Here is an 18,265-nt window from a genome sequence, read left to right as displayed (position 1 = left end):
GGTTTCCCTCCTTCTCTATTTTTAACTTTGTACTCTGTAATAACCTAAAAACCCAGTATTGATAATTATTGACCCTTGCTTTCTTATCAATACCGGGCTTCTTGCATTTCTTACTTAATGAATACTTCTTCTGTGTATCGTTTGATATTAGAAGCATTAACGTATTTATTTACTTTGTCCTCTTCCAATACAACAAGCGTGGGGGCCTGCATAATTCCGTATTTTCTGGCAAGCTCTGTATTCTCTTCCGCATCTACTGTCATATAGGAGATATCCTTTAAATATTCCTTTGCTATCTTACAATTAGGACAGGTCTTTGTAGTAAATAGCATTGCTTTCTTCTCATTTGATACAGCAACTTCTTCTTTTAATACCTCACTGCTGCTTATTACAGTTCGAAAGCCTGTCATTTTTCTGGATTTATTTACTTCATATACCTTTCGGTTCTTATATTCCTGTGATTTTCCTTCATTCCAGTTCTGCACAGGTCTGTAATATCCGGTGATACGGGAATATACTTCTGCTGACTGTCCGCAATGAGGACAGGTAAACTGTTCGCCGCTTAAGTAACCGTGGTCACGGCAGATGGAATAGGTAGGTGAAAGAGTATAATAAGGCAGTTTGTAATTCTCCGCAATGGTTTTAACCAGCTTGGCAGCAGCCTGCCAGTCGGGAAGCTTCTCCCCTAAAAAGGCATGGAATACAGTCCCTGAGGTATAAAGTGTCTGAAGCTCATCCTGTATATCCAGTGCCTCAAAAACATCTTCTGAAAATCCTACCGGTAAATGAGAGCTGTTGGTGTAATAAGGTGTGTCTCCTTCATTTCCCGCCGTTTTAATCTCCGGATAATGTTTCTTATCGTGTTTTGCAAGACGGTAGCTGGTGGATTCCGCCGGTGTTGCCTCCAAATTAAAGAGGCTGCCGTACTTCTCCTGGTAATCGGATAAACGCTCTCTCATATGATTTAATACCTTAACACTGAAGGCTTGTGTCTCTTCATTCGTCATATCGCTACCCAGCCAGGTTGCATTGAGTCCGACTTCGTTCATTCCAAGCAGACCGATGGTTGAGAAATGGTTGTCAAAGGTACCAAGATAGCGTTTGGTATAAGGGTAAAGTCCTTCATTTAAAAGTTTGGTAATAACGCCACGTTTTACATGGAGAGAACGAGCGGAGATATCCATCATTCTGTCCAGCCGCAGGAAGAAATCCTTCTCAGAATCAGCCAGGTATGCTATACGGGGCATATTAATGGTTACTACTCCAATGGAACCGGTACTTTCACCGGAACCGAAGAAACCTCCGGTTTTCTTTCTAAGTTCTCTTAAATCCAGGCGAAGCCTGCAGCACATGGAGCGAACATCACTGGGTTCCATATCACTGTTGATATAATTTGAGAAATAAGGTGTTCCGTATTTTGCTGTCATTTCAAAGAGAAGGCGATTGTTCTCTGAATCAGACCAATCAAAATCTCTTGTTATGGAATAGGTGGGAATAGGATACTGGAAGCCTCTGCCGTTTGCATCACCTTCAATCATTATTTCAATGAAAGCCTTATTCACCATATCCATTTCTTTCTTGCAGTCTTTATAGCAGAAGTCTGTTTCCTTACCGCCTACGATACAGGGCAGCTCTGCAAGATCTGCCGGCACTGTCCAGTCCAGCGTAATATTGGAAAAGGGTGCCTGGGTTCCCCAGCGGCTGGGGGTATTTACTCCGTAAATAAAGGATTGTATACATTGCTTTACTTCCTTATAGGACAGGTCATCTATTTTAACAAAAGGAGCCAGATAGGTATCAAAGGAGGAGAAAGCCTGTGCTCCGGCCCATTCATTCTGCATGATACCAAGGAAATTAACCATCTGGTTACAGAGAGTGGACAGATGGCTTGCAGGGGAGGAGGTAATCTTTCCGGGTATTCCTCCAAGACCTTCCTTAATTAACTGTTTTAAAGACCAGCCGGCACAGTAGCCGGTGAGCATGGACAGGTCATGTAAATGAATATCTGCATTTCTGTGAGCTGCAGCAACTTCTTCATCATAAATCTCAGACAGCCAGTAATTTGCTGTAACCGAACCGGAATTATGTAAAATAAGTCCACCTACGGAATAGGTAACGGTAGAGTTCTCTTTTACACGCCAGTCCTCTTCTTTTACATAGCTGTTAACAATTTCTTTATAATCCAGGATGGTGGATTTCATATTACGGATTTTTTCCCTGTTCTTACGATAAAGGATATAGGCTTTGGCCACATCGGTATAACCTGTCTGTTCAAGGACATGTTCCACACTGTCTTGTACATCTTCCACTGTAATCTTATCTTCCTTTATCTTCTGCTGGAAATCTGCTGTTACTCTTAGCGTCAGCAAATTTATGATATCACCCGTATAGAATTTTTCCGTTGCCGTAAAGGCCTTTTCGATTGCTCCGGATATTTTAGCCAGATCAAAATCAGCTATTTCTCCATCTCGTTTTACAACCTGAATCATAATTTTCCCCCTTTTATTATCATTCCAATCCCTAACTATCTGCTGATACTTCGTCTAAATAGCAAGTCTGCAAAATACTACATCAAAAAGAATATTCCTGTTACATACTTATCTGCTTGCAGCTGATATACTTAAACGAATCTGTTTGTGGATTACAAAATTTGTGAATTACTTATTTCGCATTCGCGCTTCCCCTATAATACAATGTGATACTATAATAACAGTCTTTGGCCTTTTTGCCACAGCTGCCACATAGTATCACGTAGTTGGTTCCGTATCAGTCAATTTAGGATTATTGATTTGTAAATATGTATTTTGTTGGACCATATTATGGTAATCAAAGCGTTAAACCGCTTGGTAAAATAATAGCAAACTTCTCCTCGCCAGTCAATAAAAAAATACTATATATATTATTTTGATATAACAACCAAACTATATATAGTATTTTTATATAGTGCCATTTGCCTATTTATTTTCATGATATCAGACACTTTTATAATTAAATTTTAGTTATATATTATTTTAGTAAATTGCTTCTGTTACTCTAATTTCTTATAATATTTTAGTTATTCAAACAATTAAATAACGGAAATCCAAAAACTGCAGTGTGTCTTAAAACTGCCCGTATCGATCTGGATATTCCAATATATCCTTAAATCATCCCAATCACGTCTCTGGGTACATAAGCTTTGATATAGATACCTTCTTCTCTGTAATCCTCTAACAGCAGCTGGCCGTACTTGCGGATTATCTGAATCCGTCCTGCCTCCTGATAGGAAAATACCCTCTCAATTAAGACCTTGCTCTCCCTTAAGAGTTCCTCTATTACATTCAGCAGCTGGTCAAGGCCTTTTTCTTCTCTGGCAGATATCTTTAAGGTTCTGTCGGCTTTAAAGTCCTTGATGATAATATCGGTCTCCAGCAGATCCTGTTTATTAAACAAGGTTACAACTGTCTTATCTTTGATGCCCAGATTCCGTAAGGTTTCATAAACTACGTGCATATGCTTGTAGGCCGATGGATTGGAGCTGTCAACCACATGGAGAATCATATCGGCATATTTCGCCTCTTCCAGGGTGCTTCGAAATGCTTCTATCAGATGATGTGGAAGTTTTCTGATAAAACCTACGGTATCTGTCAAGAGCACCTGTTCTCCGCTTGGAAGTACAATGTTTCTGGTAGTGGGATCCAACGTAGCAAACAGCATATCTTCCTCCAGTACACCTGCTCCGGTCAGGTGGTTCAAAAGAGTTGATTTGCCTGCATTGGTGTAGCCAACGATTGCGATAACCGGAATGGGATTTTTACTTCTTAATTCCCTTGTTGTTTCTCTGGCTTGTTTGACATCCGTAAGTTCTTTGTTTAACTGAGATATCCTGTCTCTTATTAATCTTCTGTCCACCTCTAATTTCTTCTCACCGGGTCCTCTGGTACCAATACCGCCTCCTAAACGGGATAAGGAATTTCTCATACCGACAAGGCGGGTTGCCCGGTATTTTAATTGCGCTAACTCTACCTGAATCTTTCCTTCCTTGGTGACTGCATGCTGTGCAAAGATATCCAGAATCAGCATGGTACGATCCATTACTTTCATCTGCAGAGCATCTTCAAGATTCTTTAACTGGGCAGGTGACAACTCGTCATCACAAACTACGCCGGTAGCTCCCAGTTCTTCCGCCAACAGCCTTACCTCTTCTATCTTTCCCTTACCAATATAGGTTCCAGGGTGTACGCTTTCCCGGTTCTGGATTACAATCTCAAGGGTCTCTGCTCCGGCAGTCTTTGCCAGCTCTTTCAGTTCTTCCAGACAATCTCTCGTATCATCTCCCGGACCTGTTTCCACACCCACTAAGATCAGGCGTTCTTCCTGCTCTTTTACATCATACAAATCGCTCATGGTCGTCTCCCATTCTGACTGAATATTTTGATTGATTTCCGTGTATAGATTATTCTGTTTCTTTTTTGATAAGAACAGTGTCTGGAAGCCGGCTCTTTAAGAATACCGCTTCTTTCTTAGCAGCTTCATCCTCCGGATAGACTTTTAAATAAGCTTCCACAAGCTTATAAGCCTCCTCGAAGCGATCCAGATGCTCGTATACAATAATCTGGTTTCTTTTAAGCTCCTGATTTACGGATATATCATTTACCTTAATACCATCTTCAATATAAACCAGTGCTTCTTCATAATTCTTAAGTTTTATGAGACATTCTGCTGTCTGATTATAAGCCCTGCCATTGTCGGAGCCCGAATCAGTTTCAAGATATTTGCCATAGTTCGTTACAGCATTTTCATAATCCTTCTGCTGCTCATAGATACTTCCCAGATAATAGTAACTCTCCGTAAATCCATTGCCAAAAGCTTCTCCAAACATCTGTATGGCAGTTTCAAAATCTCCCTTATAATATGTTATCTTAGCCATATTAAACTTATCTTCCTCGGTGGTACCGTTTATGGCTGCTGCCTGGTTCAATACTTCCCCTGCCCCTTCCTTGTCCTCCATATCAAGGAGCAGAAAATATTTCGCGAGGTAGTAATCATAATTCGAAGTTTTCAGCTTGATTGCTTTATCATAATCAGTCAGGCTCTTCTCATACTCACCCATCTTACGGTAAATATCACCTCTGTTGATATAAGCCTGGGCGTTGCTCTTGTTATTTTCTATGATTTCTGTAAAGGTTTTTGCCGCTTCTTTATACAAGCCTGATTTCTCTTGTGCTTTCCCCTTATAAGATAAAATGTCCTGATTCATATCCTCTAATTCATTGATTTTAAGAGCTTTATTAAAATTTTCTATGGCGGAGGCATAATCATAGGCTCTATAGTATGCTATCCCTTCTCCTCTGTAGGCTCTTTTATTATTTTTTCTTACTACTCCGTTGTCTTTATCCAGAATACTTCGCTCAAAATTAATAATGGCATCCTCATATCTCTTAAGCTGTATTAAGTTCATAGCATAACTGATGTAATAATCTGCTCTCTCTTTGTTGCCTTCTATGGCTTTGGAGAAACTTTCGTCCGCTTTTTCATAATTGCCGCTGCCAAAATACGCCTGTCCTTCTTTATAATAATCTCCCGGTGATTTGCCGCCGCAGCCGGTTAACAAAAATACCGGTATGATCATTATGATAGCCAGTAACTTTCCAGATATATGAAAAGGCAGTCCTGCCCTTTGTATTCCCTTATTATATTTCATCTTTCCTCCCATCTGCGTGTCAACGCATACGAATTCAGGGGAATGCCCCCTGTCAGTTCTCTCGCCTCTTTAGAATTATCTAAAATGTACCCTGATTTGTCAAGTGAATATAACAGAAAAAGGATGGCCCAAATGTGAATTTTTCATACATTTGACCATCCAGCAGAACCATCCGGGAGAATACAGCAGGTGTCTGCCGCAGCCTCCCTTTGATTTCTATGTTAATTGAAATATACCGTTTTACCCGTTCTGCCTGCTTCATAGATAGCTTCCAATACCTGGGTTACAACAAGTGCCTGTTCCGGTTTTACCACCAGTTCTTCCCCTTTTGTAATGGCATTATAAAAGATTCTCTGTTCTACATCAGAATCATTCTCTGTTTTGCCGTCAAAGAATGCCACACCGCCAGAACCAAGATCCGGTTTCTCGACGCATTGTTTGTTATATTGAACCCTGTTGATTCTAAGGCCTTCCTTCATATCCGCTCCGGCTCTGGTTCCACATAAACTTACTTTTGCTTCATCCACTTCCAGTGTATTAAGCGCCCAGGAGGCTTCCAAATGAATTGTAGCACCATTCTTCATTTTGATAAAACCGAAAGCAGAATCTTCCACTGTAAAGATTTCCGGATCCCATTCCCCAAAAGCGTTTCCCTGTTCCTTCTGTTCTGCCAGCTTACGGTACACAGAACCTGTTACGGATTCCACTTCATAGTTATTCATCATCCAGAGAGTTAAATCAAGCGCATGGGTTCCGATATCGATTAAAGGTCCTCCCCCCTGCTCTTCCTCATTTAAGAATACTCCCCAGGTAGGTACTGCTCTTCTTCTGACAGCGTGAGCTCTTGCATAATAGATTTCACCCAGATCATCATTGCTGCAGGCTCTCTTAAGATAAGTGGAATCTGCACGGTATCTGTTCTGATAGCCGATAGTAAGAATCTTTCCTGTATTCCTTGCAGTTTCTACCATCTTCTTTGCATCCTCATAAGTCTTTGCCATAGGCTTCTCACACATTACATGCTTCTCTGCTTCCATGGCATCAATTGATATGGATGCGTGGGATTTATTTGGTGTCAGGACATATACTGCCTGTATTTCCTTTTCCTTTAATAATTCCCGATAATCTGTATAAACTTTGGAAGCAGCTGTACCATATTCGGTCTTAGCCTTTTCAGCTCTTTCTTTCTGCAGGTCACAAAAAGCTATGATCTCAAAGTTTCCATTTCTTTTAATAGCCGGCAGATGTTTACCGTTGGCAATTCCGCCACAACCAATAATACCTATCTTTACTTTATCCATTGTTTTCCCCGCTTTCAATCTCTAGTTTTATTCAAAATCCACTACCTGCTGTTTCTCTGCAGCTTCAAAGATTGCTTCCATCAGCCTCATAACTCTTGCAACTTCCGGCAGCTTAACATTTATTTCTTCTTCCCCGCGAATAGTCTTGATTACATTTCGGTAGAAGTCTCTGATATCACTCTTTACAACAGGAAGTTCTGTCTTAGCGATGGTGTCATCTCTTCTGGGAGCCATGGTCTTTGTAAGTCCTGCTGCTGTCTTAACGGGAACTACGTCCTTTTCATTCTGGCCTTTTGCACTTACAATCTCACCTTTTAAGCTCCAGTCTTCAATAATTGCTGTACCATTGGCACCAAGCATATACCATCTGGGCAGGTTAACGAAATTACTGGTCCCTACTTCAATAATAACCTCCACTCCGTTTTCAAACAGCAGACTGGTGGTAAAGCCATCATCCACCAGTTGATTGGTGACATGGGTAATGGTTGCATATACCTTGTTAAGCTTAACCCCTTTCAGCATAAGAAGGATCTGGTCCAGTAAATGTACGCCCCAGTCCAGAACCATTCCGCCACCCTGTTCCTTAAGCTGCCTCCAGTCTCCCGGAATTCCTCTGGAACCATGAACACGGGACTCTATGCGGAATACTTCTCCCAAAAGATTGTCATCATATATCTTCTTCATGGTAAGGAAATCTTCATCCCATCGCCTGTTCTGATGTACTGTGAATAATTTGCCGGTCTCCTCCGATGCTGCTATCATCTCCTTGAGATCTTCTGAGCTAAGAGTTACGGGTTTTTCACTTACCACATGCTTACCGGCTTTCATTGCAGCTATGGCAAGTGGTTTATGAAGGTCATTGGGTGTTGCAATCAGACATAATTCAACTTCTTCATCAGCCAAAAGTTCATCAAAGCTTCCATATACCCTGATATTTTTCTCTTTTGCGTATTCCTGTCTTTCTTCTTTGATATCATATATTCCAGCTAATGTAAGACCATCAATGGATTCTATCAGCTCTCTGTGCCAGTCTCCCATTCCGCCAAGGCCTACAATAGCAATCTTCATATCCTGTAACATACAATTCCTCTTTCTGGATTTTGGAACGGTTATAGTACTGTAGCTACAGCCTATATCCAACTCCTATCCAAGTCTCCTTCATCTTGTCTCTGATAAAACTGGTATATCCTATCCTTTACTAGCACTACCCTTCCTGTTATGCCCAGAACATCTGCCCGCGTTCTTCAAATATCAGTACATTCTGAAGAAAGCTGATTGCTTTGGAGAGACCTTCTTTTCCTGTCATCAGGCTGTCTTCGTGCTCAATGCTGATCGCATAATCATAACCTGCCAGTCTTAGCTCGGAAATCATTGCTTTCCAATAATCCTCTCCATGACCATATCCAACGGAACGGAAAATCCAGGAACGATTGATTTCATCACCGTAATGAGTGGTATCAAGAACACCGTTTACCTTGCAGTTAATGGGGTCAATCTTGGTATCTTTGGCATGGAAATGGAAAATAGCTCCCTGTTTGCCAAGCTCTCTGATTGCAGCACAAGGATCCATCCCCTGCCAGATTAAGTGACTGGGATCGAAGTTGGCACCGATTTCAGGTCCTGCTGCTTCTCTCAAACGAAGTAGTGTCTTCGTGTTATATACGCAGAAGCCCGGATGAAGTTCCAAGGCTATCTTTATGCCGTGTTCTTTTGCAAAAGCGGCTTTTTTCTTCCAATATGGTATAAGTACCTCATTCCACTGATATTCCAGGGCATGCATATAGTCCTCCGGCCAGGAGCAGGTCACCCAGTTAGGTGTCTTATCCTCAGGACTTCCGCCAGGGCAGCCGGAAAAAGTATTTACTACAGGAACTCCCAATTTCTCAGCCAGAAGAATCGCGTTGGTCAGATCCTCATCAAATTTATCTGCAATCTCCTTAACAGGATGAACCATATTGCCATGGGCGCTTAATGCACTGATCTGTAACTCATATTTTGCTATTGTTGCTTTGAATTCTTCGTATTTTTCCTCATTCTTCAGTAACAGTTCTGCATCACAATGAGCTTTACCGGGATGTCCGCCGCATCCGATTTCAATCATCTGAACTCCTTTACCATGCAGGAATTCACAAGCCTTATCCAGTGTCAGATCTCCAAGTACTACTGAAAATGTTCCTAATTTCATAAGTTACCTCCTTTACCTTCTAAGCAAATGTACACTTTATAACATCATGTATAAAAGCTTTCCTTCGACTTATATATTGATACTACAATCATATTATTTCCCAACGTAAATTTCTATAGATGTATTGCTGAATAGTCATATTATTTTGCTATATCATACTTTTGACGGTGGAAATCCATAATACTTACGAAACAGTCTTCCAAAATTATTGTAGTCAGAAAAACCTACCTTTACTGCAACTTCTGAAATAGAATTTTCTTTTTCTTTAATCAGTTCATATGCTTTCTTTAGACGAACCTCGTTTATATAATTGATAGGGCTTTTCCCCATACTCTCTTTAAAGAGGTGGCAGAAACGGTATTCGCTCAAATGTATCAAATCAGCTAATTCCCTGTTGGTAACAGGCTCACTGTAGTTCTCCTGTATATACTGCACTACCGTATTTATCCTGCCAAGATTATATAACCTCAGGGTATTCTCCCTGGGTGAAAGGCTTTCTGTAACATAATTACGAAACAGGTAAGTTATCAGCTCATAAAGCTTACCCTTAATTGCCAGTTTATAGCCATGGTTACGCTCCATGTCTTCTTTGCAGATCGAGGTCAGAAGTTCCTGAACTCTATCATCCTCTTCGATCAGGCTCTGAAAGATAACGTTATAATCTGCTATCTCTTTTGAAAAAGCACTCATTTCAAAAATTATTACCAATGCATCAAATTCTTTGTCTTCACTGATTCCCTGATGCAGCACATTGCTGTTGAAGATTACAAGGCTGCCTTCCTTTACCATTATGTTTTTTCTGTCATAAACAAAGTACCCGGTACCTTTTAATACATAATGCAGCTCAAGATGCTCATGCCAGTGAGTTTGAAAATATACACCCGGACTGCGTATCTGGTTCTTAAACATCTGCACCGGGAATTCTTCGTCTTTAATGATTTTCTTTTCATATAAACTTAAATCACGTATCTTCGCTCCCATAATACCACAAACCTTTTCCTTCAGATTTTCATTTTGTATATGTCGGATTTTTGTTCCTGTACAAGGGTTGAATCCCTGCAGCAACAGGGCTGTGTCCCACTTTACGGTCAGATACAGTGCAATGAGCCTTCAAACACGACCCGGAACACACGCCTTGCTTATTGTGCCTGGTACTGGTTCACTTCATACCACCTGAACAACAGATAATAATACACGAAACTATTGAATACCTTGCACCATAATAAGACATGGATTTTCTTTTCCCCATAAATCCGGTAAACATTCCATAGGACGAAATCCCATTGCAAAATAGTATTTCCTGGTTATAGCATAATTAACATCCGGATGGGATTCATCCAGTGTTTTTACCTGAAGATATTCATAGCCTTTGTTTTTACACCAGGCATAGCAGGCACGATATAATTCCTTGCCGATACCTTTCCTGTGATATTCTTTTTTTATGCCCATTACATGTATTTCTGCGGTATAACGGTTATTTTCTTTCACAGTAAGAAAGCCGGCAACTCCGGTTTCTGTAAACGCAGCAAAAAAAGGCATCTGTACTGAATCCTCTATGTATTGTCTGGTAGAATCAGGTATGCCAAACCACTCCGGAAGATCATAAAGCACTTCCTCTGCAATTATCTTCTTGCTCATAACTTCTTCAATTAAACGTATCATCCTGTACCTTCCGTTTTCATAATTTCTATCGTTACTCTCTAAAAAGTTAAGTACTGCATCTGGTATAACCTTAGATAATGTTCATTAATTCAGCTATTGCCTGTTATTTATTCCAACGCATAAGAAAAAATAGAAACATGCCTGCCTTACTTCAGGCTTTAATCACAAGCTAGCATTAGCTTCATTATCTCACTGTCTGTGTCTTTCATTCCCTTTGTAGCTAATATTCCGATATTATTGAGGGTATTTTCTATTCCTTTTGTAACAATACCTTCTCCGGCATAAAATTCCTGACCGTTTTCATACATATCATACCCCAGGATTCCGGCTTCCACTGCCATCGCAATCTTTGCCGCACAGGAGGACTTGGCTCCATCACAGATTGTTCCGGAAAGTATCGCAACTCCGTTAACAACCGCGTGAGCTATCTCTTTAAAACCGCCTCCCTGGAGATATGCTATTCCTGCACCGCTTCCGCAGCCTGCGCTTATTACGCCGCAATAGGCAGACAGTCTTCCGATCTTACTCTTCTGATACATTGTCATTAAATCCGACAATACCACTGCACGGAGGATTTTCTCTTCTGATGCTTTTATTTCTCTGCCATATACCACCACGGGTACCGAAGCTGTAATCCCCTGATTGCCACTGCCGGAAAGAATAACCACCGGCATTCCACAGCCGCTCATTCTGGCATCGGAACCGGCTGCCGCCATAGCCTTGGCTTTGTTGCGTATATCTTCTCTGCCGGTCCGCATAAGTACGGAACCAATATTTGCACCGTAATTTCCCCGCAAGCCTTCCTCGGCAATTGCCATATTATATGCAATCTGCCTTTCTATCAGCTCTTTTACATCCTCAATTCTTACAGTATCAGCAAAAGTAAGGATATCCTCCGCAGTGAGCAGCTCCTTTTTATCCCCATCTCCTGCCGCCGACGGAACGGAATTGATTGCTGCTTCCCGGGATAGCTCTAATAATATCTCACCGTTCTTCTCTATGAGTACCAGATTTGTATGATAATCTGTAATACGTACTCGAACCCGGTCACTTCCTCTATATACAGAGACCAGGATCTCGAATACCCGGGAGGTGTCTGCTTCTTTTACCTCAATAGGGCAGCTTTCTAGAAATCTTGCAATCTTTTCCTGCTCCTTCTCTGTAATTTCCTCCAGTATTTCCAGTTTCTTATGGGGGCAGTCTGCTATTATTCCGGCAGCCACTGCTCCTTTGATACCTCTTAAACCACCGGTATTGGGAACATAAACACTTTTCGCATTTTTAATGATATTTCCGCTTAATTCTACCTCTATCCTTTCCGGTACTCCGGAGAGTGTATTTCCCGCAACTGCTGCCGCATAAGCAATGGCTATGGGCTCTGTACATCCCATAGCCGGCACCAGTTCCTCCTGCAGAATCTTTAAATATGCGCTGTATTTTACTTCATCCAGTCCCATTTCCTTCCTCCTGTAATAACTGTAATGTAACAACCCATAGGATATGGGCTTTTCTTTCTTAATACCCTAATCATATACTATTTTAGGCATTGAGACAATTGGATATCGGAATATCAGCAAAAAAACGGGTATTTGTCGTTAACTTCAGAATTAGCAGGAATAGTGATTGATGGGTTAAAATATGTTTTTTGCAAGGGGACGGCAAATTGGGCAGACCAGAAAGAACTCATGCTTCAATTCCAAGGTATAAGAGGTCCTAATTCTATGGAGATTTTATGCTTGACATATTTTAAAACAGATAACTCGCTTCGCTCAAACAATCTGTTTTAAAATATAGCATTAAATCTCCATAGAAAGGACCTCTAATACCTTTCCATAGGCGCATTCGTTCTTTCTGGTCTGCCCAATTTGCCTGAAATCTTATAACGAATATGTTTTTGGTGCTTGAATTGTAAGAATGACAGCAATTATTATAAGATGATATAGACTGGTCTGGCAGATAATTGTAGCATAGATTTTAGAAAGGCACATCTCCGTGCCTTTCTTTTTTATAGATGCCCTGTTTTTGTTTCGTTTAAAGCTAATTATTTTATTTGTACAGCTAGAATTATCGCTGATAATTCTAATGATTAAAATCAACAGCAATTACTGCAGATATAGTTCCTTCAGATTGCGGATTTGCTCCTCTGTCAGTTTTGCAACAGGTGAATTAAGGTCGGAGGTATCCTGGTTTTCTACGATTAAGACAGTTGCTTCTTTATCTAGGGTATGGGTATGCCATACTCCCCGCTTTACGTTATACAGCTTCAATGGTTCCATTTTGACTGCATCCATACGGTTTATGGCATGGCCAAGCCCGCCGGTAAACAGAGTACAGCTCCCTTTTAACAGGATAAATACTTCATCGGATTCGTTATGCTGCTGCATGGTCTTTAAGTTCTGTACCTCGAGTTCTTCACAATACCGGAGTATTGCAACCCGCCAGCTCATGTAATCAATCATAGGCTTATAGCCTTCTCCCTCATAAGCCGTTATATCTATATATTGCTTTTCCAATTTACCTCTCCCCTTTTTAGATCAGCTCTACTTCAATTACATGGGTTATATCTTCCTTTAGTTTTATGATGTCTTCTTTCAGCAGCATAATCTTATCCTGAACCTTTGGAAGCTCTGAGCCGTTGAAAGAAACCTTTACAGCTTCATATTCGCCGTATTCCTTTGCATTCCTGTTATAGTAGCACACAGTGAATTTCCTGCCGTGTAATTGAAAGGATACTTCTGCTTTGTTCTCAGCAGAAAACTGCTCTTTTAGAAGTTTTGGCTCCAATACCAGATTACCGTAATAACCTTTCACCCCGAACATCTCATTGAAAACAGTAAGAAGCAGCCAGCTGGCTGAACCTGTAAGATAATGATAAAGGCCTCTGCCGTTTTCTCCTATGTATTCCGGAATGCCTGGATATATTCTGCTTTTTTCAAAATCACTTAAATGACAGTAGAGGCTGTTGATTACCTTATATCCTTCTTTTACAAAACCTCTTCCGTACAGGGCATTGGCATACATTACAGCCATGTGGGCAAATACCGCACCATTTTCTTTGCTTCCATAAGCAAAACCGAACATTCGTCCCAGATCTGTCTTCACCTCATGAAAATCTGTATTTAACCGGTATCCGCCTATCTCTGCTGCGTACAGGTACCTATCTGCCGCTTCCGTTATCTCTTTTACCTGGTCCTCTGTTGCAGTTCCTGACATTATGGCAAATACCTGACCTGTCAGCATCATTCGCACTCCAAGGTCATGCTCCCCTTCGACTCTTCTTCCATTGTTATCATAGTAGCTGTTATACCAGGAATAACCTTTCTGATCTGTTATCCATTCTGTCTTTCTGATATGCGCCTTAATCCAGTTTCCCATTGCCTTCAGGTAATCTGCCAGTTCTGTCAGTGAGATTTCCTGTTTTTCTCCGCTTACGCTGTGTCTTACGGAATCACAATACCGGTATAACAGTTCCTTTTTGGCAGTTACATCCTCATAGATTGCTATTTTGTCTGTCAGCAGCGGTATTAATTCTTTCAAAAGGGTTATCTTATCCCTTCCATTGGCAGCAAGATAGTTTAACAGTTCTGACAGCTGATTCAGATTCTGTCCATAGAGACTGGTAAAAGCCACACTTTCCCCCCGCTCTTTTGCCATATCCAGAGCATCATTCCAGTCTGCTCCCCGGAGCCGCATATGATTATGCTCACCTACATCGTAAAAGGCTGTTAAGAGCTGCACCAATACATGCTCAAGGATCGTTCCCCGGTATTCTGCTCCCTCCTTATTTCTAAGTATATTTCCCTCTTCTGTTTTCCACTCGGTATCCTTTTCTTCCCCTCTGACCGCCTGCGAATCCTTAAAATAGGAATTCTCCTGGAATAAAAGGTCTAAATCACCGGTCTGCATCAGATACAGCCTTGTAGTCAGGAAAGGCCATACACCATGATCCATCCATACACGGGTTATATTATTTCTGTCAGCGATAAATTCACCGGGTTTTGTTCCAATGATAGTGGCATTGCTTCCATCTATCCTCACCCCTGCATAATTAGCCCGGAGCATATCTCTGACACCTTCCGGATTCATGATCAGCAGTGCCAGACAATCCTGCCACAGATCCCGCCAGCCTCTGCCGCCTTTTCCATAATCATGGTGTGGCAGAAAAGAACAGCCATAGATTCTTCTTAACATCGGCTGAAAATTCACCCACTGCATCCAGGCATCAAAATCAGGCATACCGGTGCTGTAACTAATATTGAGTTTATCAAGCCAGCTCTTTTTGGTCTCTGCAAGAGCTTCTATGCAGCGGTTTTTCTTCAAATAAGGTCTGGCATTTGAAAGAAAAGCTTCTTTGTCTTTGCCATATCCCATAACCAGAAGAAAAGTTTTTTCTTCTCCTTTTTTCAAGGAACAGGTCTTAAAGGCTATTCCTCCAAGGGTTTCATAGCCGTCTTTCGTGAATCCGGCACTTACCCCTTTCTTACCTTCCTGTAATGCCCTGGGATTCGTAAAGGAACCGCCTTCCCCAATAAATTCTTCTGCCACAGGATAGAAGCTTTCCGGTAGTTCTCCTTCTTCCGCGCTGCCTAATACTCCATATACCACTTCGTTTTTACGATGACCTCTCTCATCAAAAGTCAGCGTCGGATCTAACAGGATTCCCTCAGGTGTGGTTATTGTTCTGTGTAAAAGCGAGGTTACATGCCTGTGATCCCTGATATTATCCGCAGAACGTCCATATAAGGGTATGGCTGCAACAGGTGTCAGGGTAATATCCTCCCGTGCTCTTAAGGTTACCAGCATTATCTCTACGGAATCCTTTAGAGGTACAAAAGAAGTTATGTCTGCTTCTATTCCATACTCTTTAGAGCTTCTGGTGACCTTCTGCCACATCATACCTGCCGTCAGAGTGGTTTTCTCTTTCCCCTCCGAAAAGAGTTTTCCTTCCTGCCAGGCGGATACACCTGCAGCCGACCACAGGCCTTTCCCCTTAATATCCACCCAGAAATTTCTGGTACTCCTGTTATTATGAAGGTCTTCGCTGCTTACGGGTGCCAGCAGAAAGCTATTCTGCCCCAGCTTATTGTCTCCGCCAAGGGTGGGGGTGATACTTGCCATTACACCGCTTTCATTGGCCAGAGGAAAATAAAGATAGCCTGTCAGCTCAGGATTATTTAACTGAAAGGTCCCATGGTTATCCAGATATTTATATCCACTCATTTTTGCTCCAATCTGTCTTAGAGTAACCTCTAAACTGTTCTTACTTCTGCGTTTTTCTCTTCGACCTGAAAAGCACCTACGGATTGCTTTAATTCTGCTACCATATCGCTTAGTCTGTCTGCTGTGACTCTTAAATCTTTTACATAAAGCATCTGATTCACTGCCGTAGCACCTAATTCTTCCGTAGCTGCGGCACTCTGCCTGGCTGCTGCCACAATACCCTCCACAGCTTCTAAGGCTTCCTCCTTGGAGGCTTTAATGATTGTTATACCAGAAAGAATATCAAGGAGATTACTGTCTAAATACTCCACCTTCCGGTTAATGTCATAGAAGACTTCAATGGTATTGGTAAGAGCAGACTTTTGGGAATTTACAGCTTCCTTCGCTGTATGTGCAGTTGCTACCGTTTTCCTGGTGCGCAGGTCTATTTCGTTTATGATATTGCCTATCTGCGCAGCCGCTTCATGGGATTTGGCTGCCAGTTTCCGGATTTCATCGGCTACAACTAAAAAACCTTTGCCTTCACTGCCTGCTCTGGCTGCTTCTATGGAAGCATTTAAGGACAGCAGATTGGTCTGTTCGGCAATCTCATTAATGGACAGGATAATTTCACCTACTGCCTGGGATTTAACTGCCAGGGTCGTTATATCATCGATGATTTTCCCGGTAATTTCCCTGGTATCCTCTGCTCTTTCTGAAAGCTGTCCGACAATTGACCTTCCCTGTTCTGCAATCTCTTTCGCCTCTTTGGTCAAAGCTTTTATCTTGTCCGTCTTCTCTCCTACCATTTCAATCTGTTCCGAGAGGGTTTCTATCCTCTCAGAGCAGATTCTCGTATCTTCCGCCTGATTCTCCGCACCTGCTTCCAGTTCCAGTACTGTCTTTTCTATTTCTCCGGCAGCTGTTATAAGAAGTTCAGATTTTTCTGCTATGTCACCTGCTGAGAGGGTTACGGCTTCACTTACCCCCATCATACGAAGGATCAGGTTCTTCATCCCTTGAATCATGGTATTAATCCCCTCTGCCAACTGACTGAACTCATCACTCCTCCTGACACGGGCCGATACAGACAAATCCCCCTCTGCGGTCTTTAACAGTACTTCATTGGTGCCTTTAATGGCAGCGGCGATTCCCTTTGCCGTTCTGCTTCCAATCAGCAGTGCAATGAAACTTCCCGCTATTACAAAAATAACGGTAAGCACCAGTTGTTCTCTGGAGGCACCGGTAATGGTCTTCTCCGGTATGAGCGCGCATACCTGCATCTCATCCTCTAGTACCGGCATATAAAGATAAAGGTAGCTTTCTCCCTTATAAGTGATATACCTGCTTCCGCCTTCTATAGCCTTGCTCTTCTTTCCGGTCTTTGCAGCACTGTTCTGCGAAGGCTCCAGACTGTCTTTATAAAATTCCGTTTCCTGAAACTTAAAATCCTCTTTATAATCCCCCTCCAGAATTTCTCTGCCGTCTTTCGTTATATATCCAATAACAGCACCTTCACCAAAATCAGTATTTCTTATGGCATTCAGAAAAAATTCTTTCTTTAGATCAATTATAACAAGCCCTGTCTTTTTATTTGAAGTATTATAAAGATAGTAGCTTAAAGTAGTCCCGTAGCCCTCAGCCTCTGTCTTGACCACATCGTCAAAAAAGGCATGGTAGCCGCTCCACTTGTATCGTGCCTTGCTGTCAAGGAAAGCCTTACCTTCCTCAGATTCCTTAAATTCGTTATACAGCTTATCCGGAAGTGTACCTTTGGTAGAGGTTCCTTTTCCATAATCACCGAACAAATAAATATCAGCTACCACAGAGCTGTTAACAACATTGGAACTCACAACATTCTGAATGGACTTATACTGCTCCAGTTCTTTGACAGGGTCCTCCTTATAAGCACCTGAGTAGTATTTTCGAATGACATCATTGGTGATAATCTGGTTCGCCATACTGTTAACAGATTCAAACCCCATGTTAAAGTAGCTCTCCAACATGGCCAAAGCAGCATTGCCGGATTGTTCACAGCTTTTCTTTAATTCCTCTGAGGATTTTAAGTAGGAAACTGCTCCTAAAAGGATAATGAACATAACAGGAATCAGAATTATTCCGTTAAGCTTTCTTGAGATTTTATCTTTTCGTATCATACTCACCCTTCTCTGCCATATACCCTAGTATATTGTTCACTTTATAGCTGTGAGGATTACATCAGTTATATGGTTGGAA

At 41.6% G+C, this 18,265-nt stretch carries 12 protein-coding genes; all 12 read right to left on the bottom strand.

Features of this window, described 5'->3' with window-relative positions:
• Nucleotides 1–110: 110 nt before the first annotated feature.
• Nucleotides 111–2,489: a ribonucleoside triphosphate reductase gene (locus R2R35_RS17300; protein WP_317731085.1), complete on the bottom strand. Its 2,379-nt coding sequence runs from the start codon at nt 2,487–2,489 to the stop codon at nt 111–113.
• A gap of 652 nt (nt 2,490–3,141) precedes the next feature.
• Nucleotides 3,142–4,386: a GTPase HflX gene (gene hflX / locus R2R35_RS17295; RefSeq protein WP_317731084.1), complete on the bottom strand. Its 1,245-nt coding sequence runs from the start codon at nt 4,384–4,386 to the stop codon at nt 3,142–3,144.
• Nucleotides 4,387–4,435: 49 nt separating this feature from the next.
• The gene (locus R2R35_RS17290) at nt 4,436–5,683 is read right to left on the bottom strand and encodes a tetratricopeptide repeat protein (protein ID WP_317731083.1); all 1,248 of its coding nucleotides are present in this window, start codon (nt 5,681–5,683) and stop codon (nt 4,436–4,438) included.
• A gap of 221 nt (nt 5,684–5,904) precedes the next feature.
• Nucleotides 5,905–6,984, bottom strand: a complete 1,080-nt coding sequence (locus tag R2R35_RS17285) for a Gfo/Idh/MocA family protein (RefSeq protein ID WP_317731082.1) — start codon at nt 6,982–6,984, stop codon at nt 5,905–5,907.
• Nucleotides 6,985–7,011: 27 nt separating this feature from the next.
• A complete protein-coding gene (locus tag R2R35_RS17280) occupies nt 7,012–8,064 on the bottom strand; it encodes a Gfo/Idh/MocA family protein (protein ID WP_317731081.1) in 1,053 nt (350 codons plus the stop codon).
• A 136-nt stretch (nt 8,065–8,200) separates the two neighbouring features.
• Complete coding sequence (locus R2R35_RS17275) at nt 8,201–9,169, bottom strand: sugar phosphate isomerase/epimerase family protein (RefSeq protein WP_317731080.1); 969 nt, start codon at nt 9,167–9,169, stop codon at nt 8,201–8,203.
• Nucleotides 9,170–9,322: 153 nt separating this feature from the next.
• Nucleotides 9,323–10,150 carry an AraC family transcriptional regulator gene (locus R2R35_RS17270; RefSeq protein ID WP_317731079.1) on the bottom strand — a complete coding sequence of 276 codons (828 nt, stop codon included), beginning with the start codon at nt 10,148–10,150 and terminating at the stop codon, nt 9,323–9,325.
• A 219-nt stretch (nt 10,151–10,369) separates the two neighbouring features.
• Nucleotides 10,370–10,831 (bottom strand): GNAT family N-acetyltransferase, encoded by a 462-nt coding sequence (locus R2R35_RS17265; protein WP_317731078.1) that lies wholly within the window; start codon nt 10,829–10,831, stop codon nt 10,370–10,372.
• A 158-nt stretch (nt 10,832–10,989) separates the two neighbouring features.
• On the bottom strand, nt 10,990–12,288 hold the full coding sequence (locus tag R2R35_RS17260; protein ID WP_317731077.1) for an L-cysteine desulfidase family protein: 1,299 nt from the start codon (nt 12,286–12,288) through the stop codon (nt 10,990–10,992).
• A gap of 645 nt (nt 12,289–12,933) precedes the next feature.
• Nucleotides 12,934–13,344 carry a hypothetical protein gene (locus R2R35_RS17255; RefSeq protein WP_317731076.1) on the bottom strand — a complete coding sequence of 137 codons (411 nt, stop codon included), beginning with the start codon at nt 13,342–13,344 and terminating at the stop codon, nt 12,934–12,936.
• 16 nt (nt 13,345–13,360) lie between these two features.
• Nucleotides 13,361–16,051: a GH36-type glycosyl hydrolase domain-containing protein gene (locus R2R35_RS17250; RefSeq protein WP_317731075.1), complete on the bottom strand. Its 2,691-nt coding sequence runs from the start codon at nt 16,049–16,051 to the stop codon at nt 13,361–13,363.
• A gap of 29 nt (nt 16,052–16,080) precedes the next feature.
• Entirely contained in the window at nt 16,081–18,186 is a 2,106-nt protein-coding gene (locus R2R35_RS17245; protein ID WP_317731074.1) for a methyl-accepting chemotaxis protein, read from the bottom strand.
• Nucleotides 18,187–18,265: the final 79 nt, after the last annotated feature.

The sequence above is a fragment of the Anaerocolumna sp. AGMB13020 genome (assembly GCF_033100115.1).
In the GTDB taxonomy this organism is placed as follows: domain Bacteria; phylum Bacillota; class Clostridia; order Lachnospirales; family Lachnospiraceae; genus Anaerocolumna.
The sequence above is the reverse complement of the archived record's forward strand: the minus strand, read 5'-3'. Positions and strand labels throughout refer to the sequence as shown.

Bases quoted from the DNA above. Each gene is read 5' to 3' on its own strand.
- R2R35_RS17300 (WP_317731085.1), bottom strand. From the start codon at position 2,489: ATGATTCAGGTTGTAAAACGAGATGGAGAAATAGCTGATTTTGATCTG.
- R2R35_RS17290 (WP_317731083.1), bottom strand. From the start codon at position 5,683: ATGAAATATAATAAGGGAATACAAAGGGCAGGACTGCCTTTTCATATA.
- R2R35_RS17260 (WP_317731077.1), bottom strand. From the start codon at position 12,288: ATGGGACTGGATGAAGTAAAATACAGCGCATATTTAAAGATTCTGCAG.
- R2R35_RS17285 (WP_317731082.1), bottom strand. From the start codon at position 6,984: ATGGATAAAGTAAAGATAGGTATTATTGGTTGTGGCGGAATTGCCAAC.
- R2R35_RS17270 (WP_317731079.1), bottom strand. From the start codon at position 10,150: ATGGGAGCGAAGATACGTGATTTAAGTTTATATGAAAAGAAAATCATT.
- hflX (WP_317731084.1), bottom strand. From the start codon at position 4,386: ATGAGCGATTTGTATGATGTAAAAGAGCAGGAAGAACGCCTGATCTTA.
- R2R35_RS17250 (WP_317731075.1), bottom strand. From the start codon at position 16,051: ATGAGTGGATATAAATATCTGGATAACCATGGGACCTTTCAGTTAAAT.
- R2R35_RS17280 (WP_317731081.1), bottom strand. From the start codon at position 8,064: ATGTTACAGGATATGAAGATTGCTATTGTAGGCCTTGGCGGAATGGGA.
- R2R35_RS17245 (WP_317731074.1), bottom strand. From the start codon at position 18,186: ATGATACGAAAAGATAAAATCTCAAGAAAGCTTAACGGAATAATTCTG.
- R2R35_RS17265 (WP_317731078.1), bottom strand. From the start codon at position 10,831: ATGATACGTTTAATTGAAGAAGTTATGAGCAAGAAGATAATTGCAGAG.
- R2R35_RS17275 (WP_317731080.1), bottom strand. From the start codon at position 9,169: ATGAAATTAGGAACATTTTCAGTAGTACTTGGAGATCTGACACTGGAT.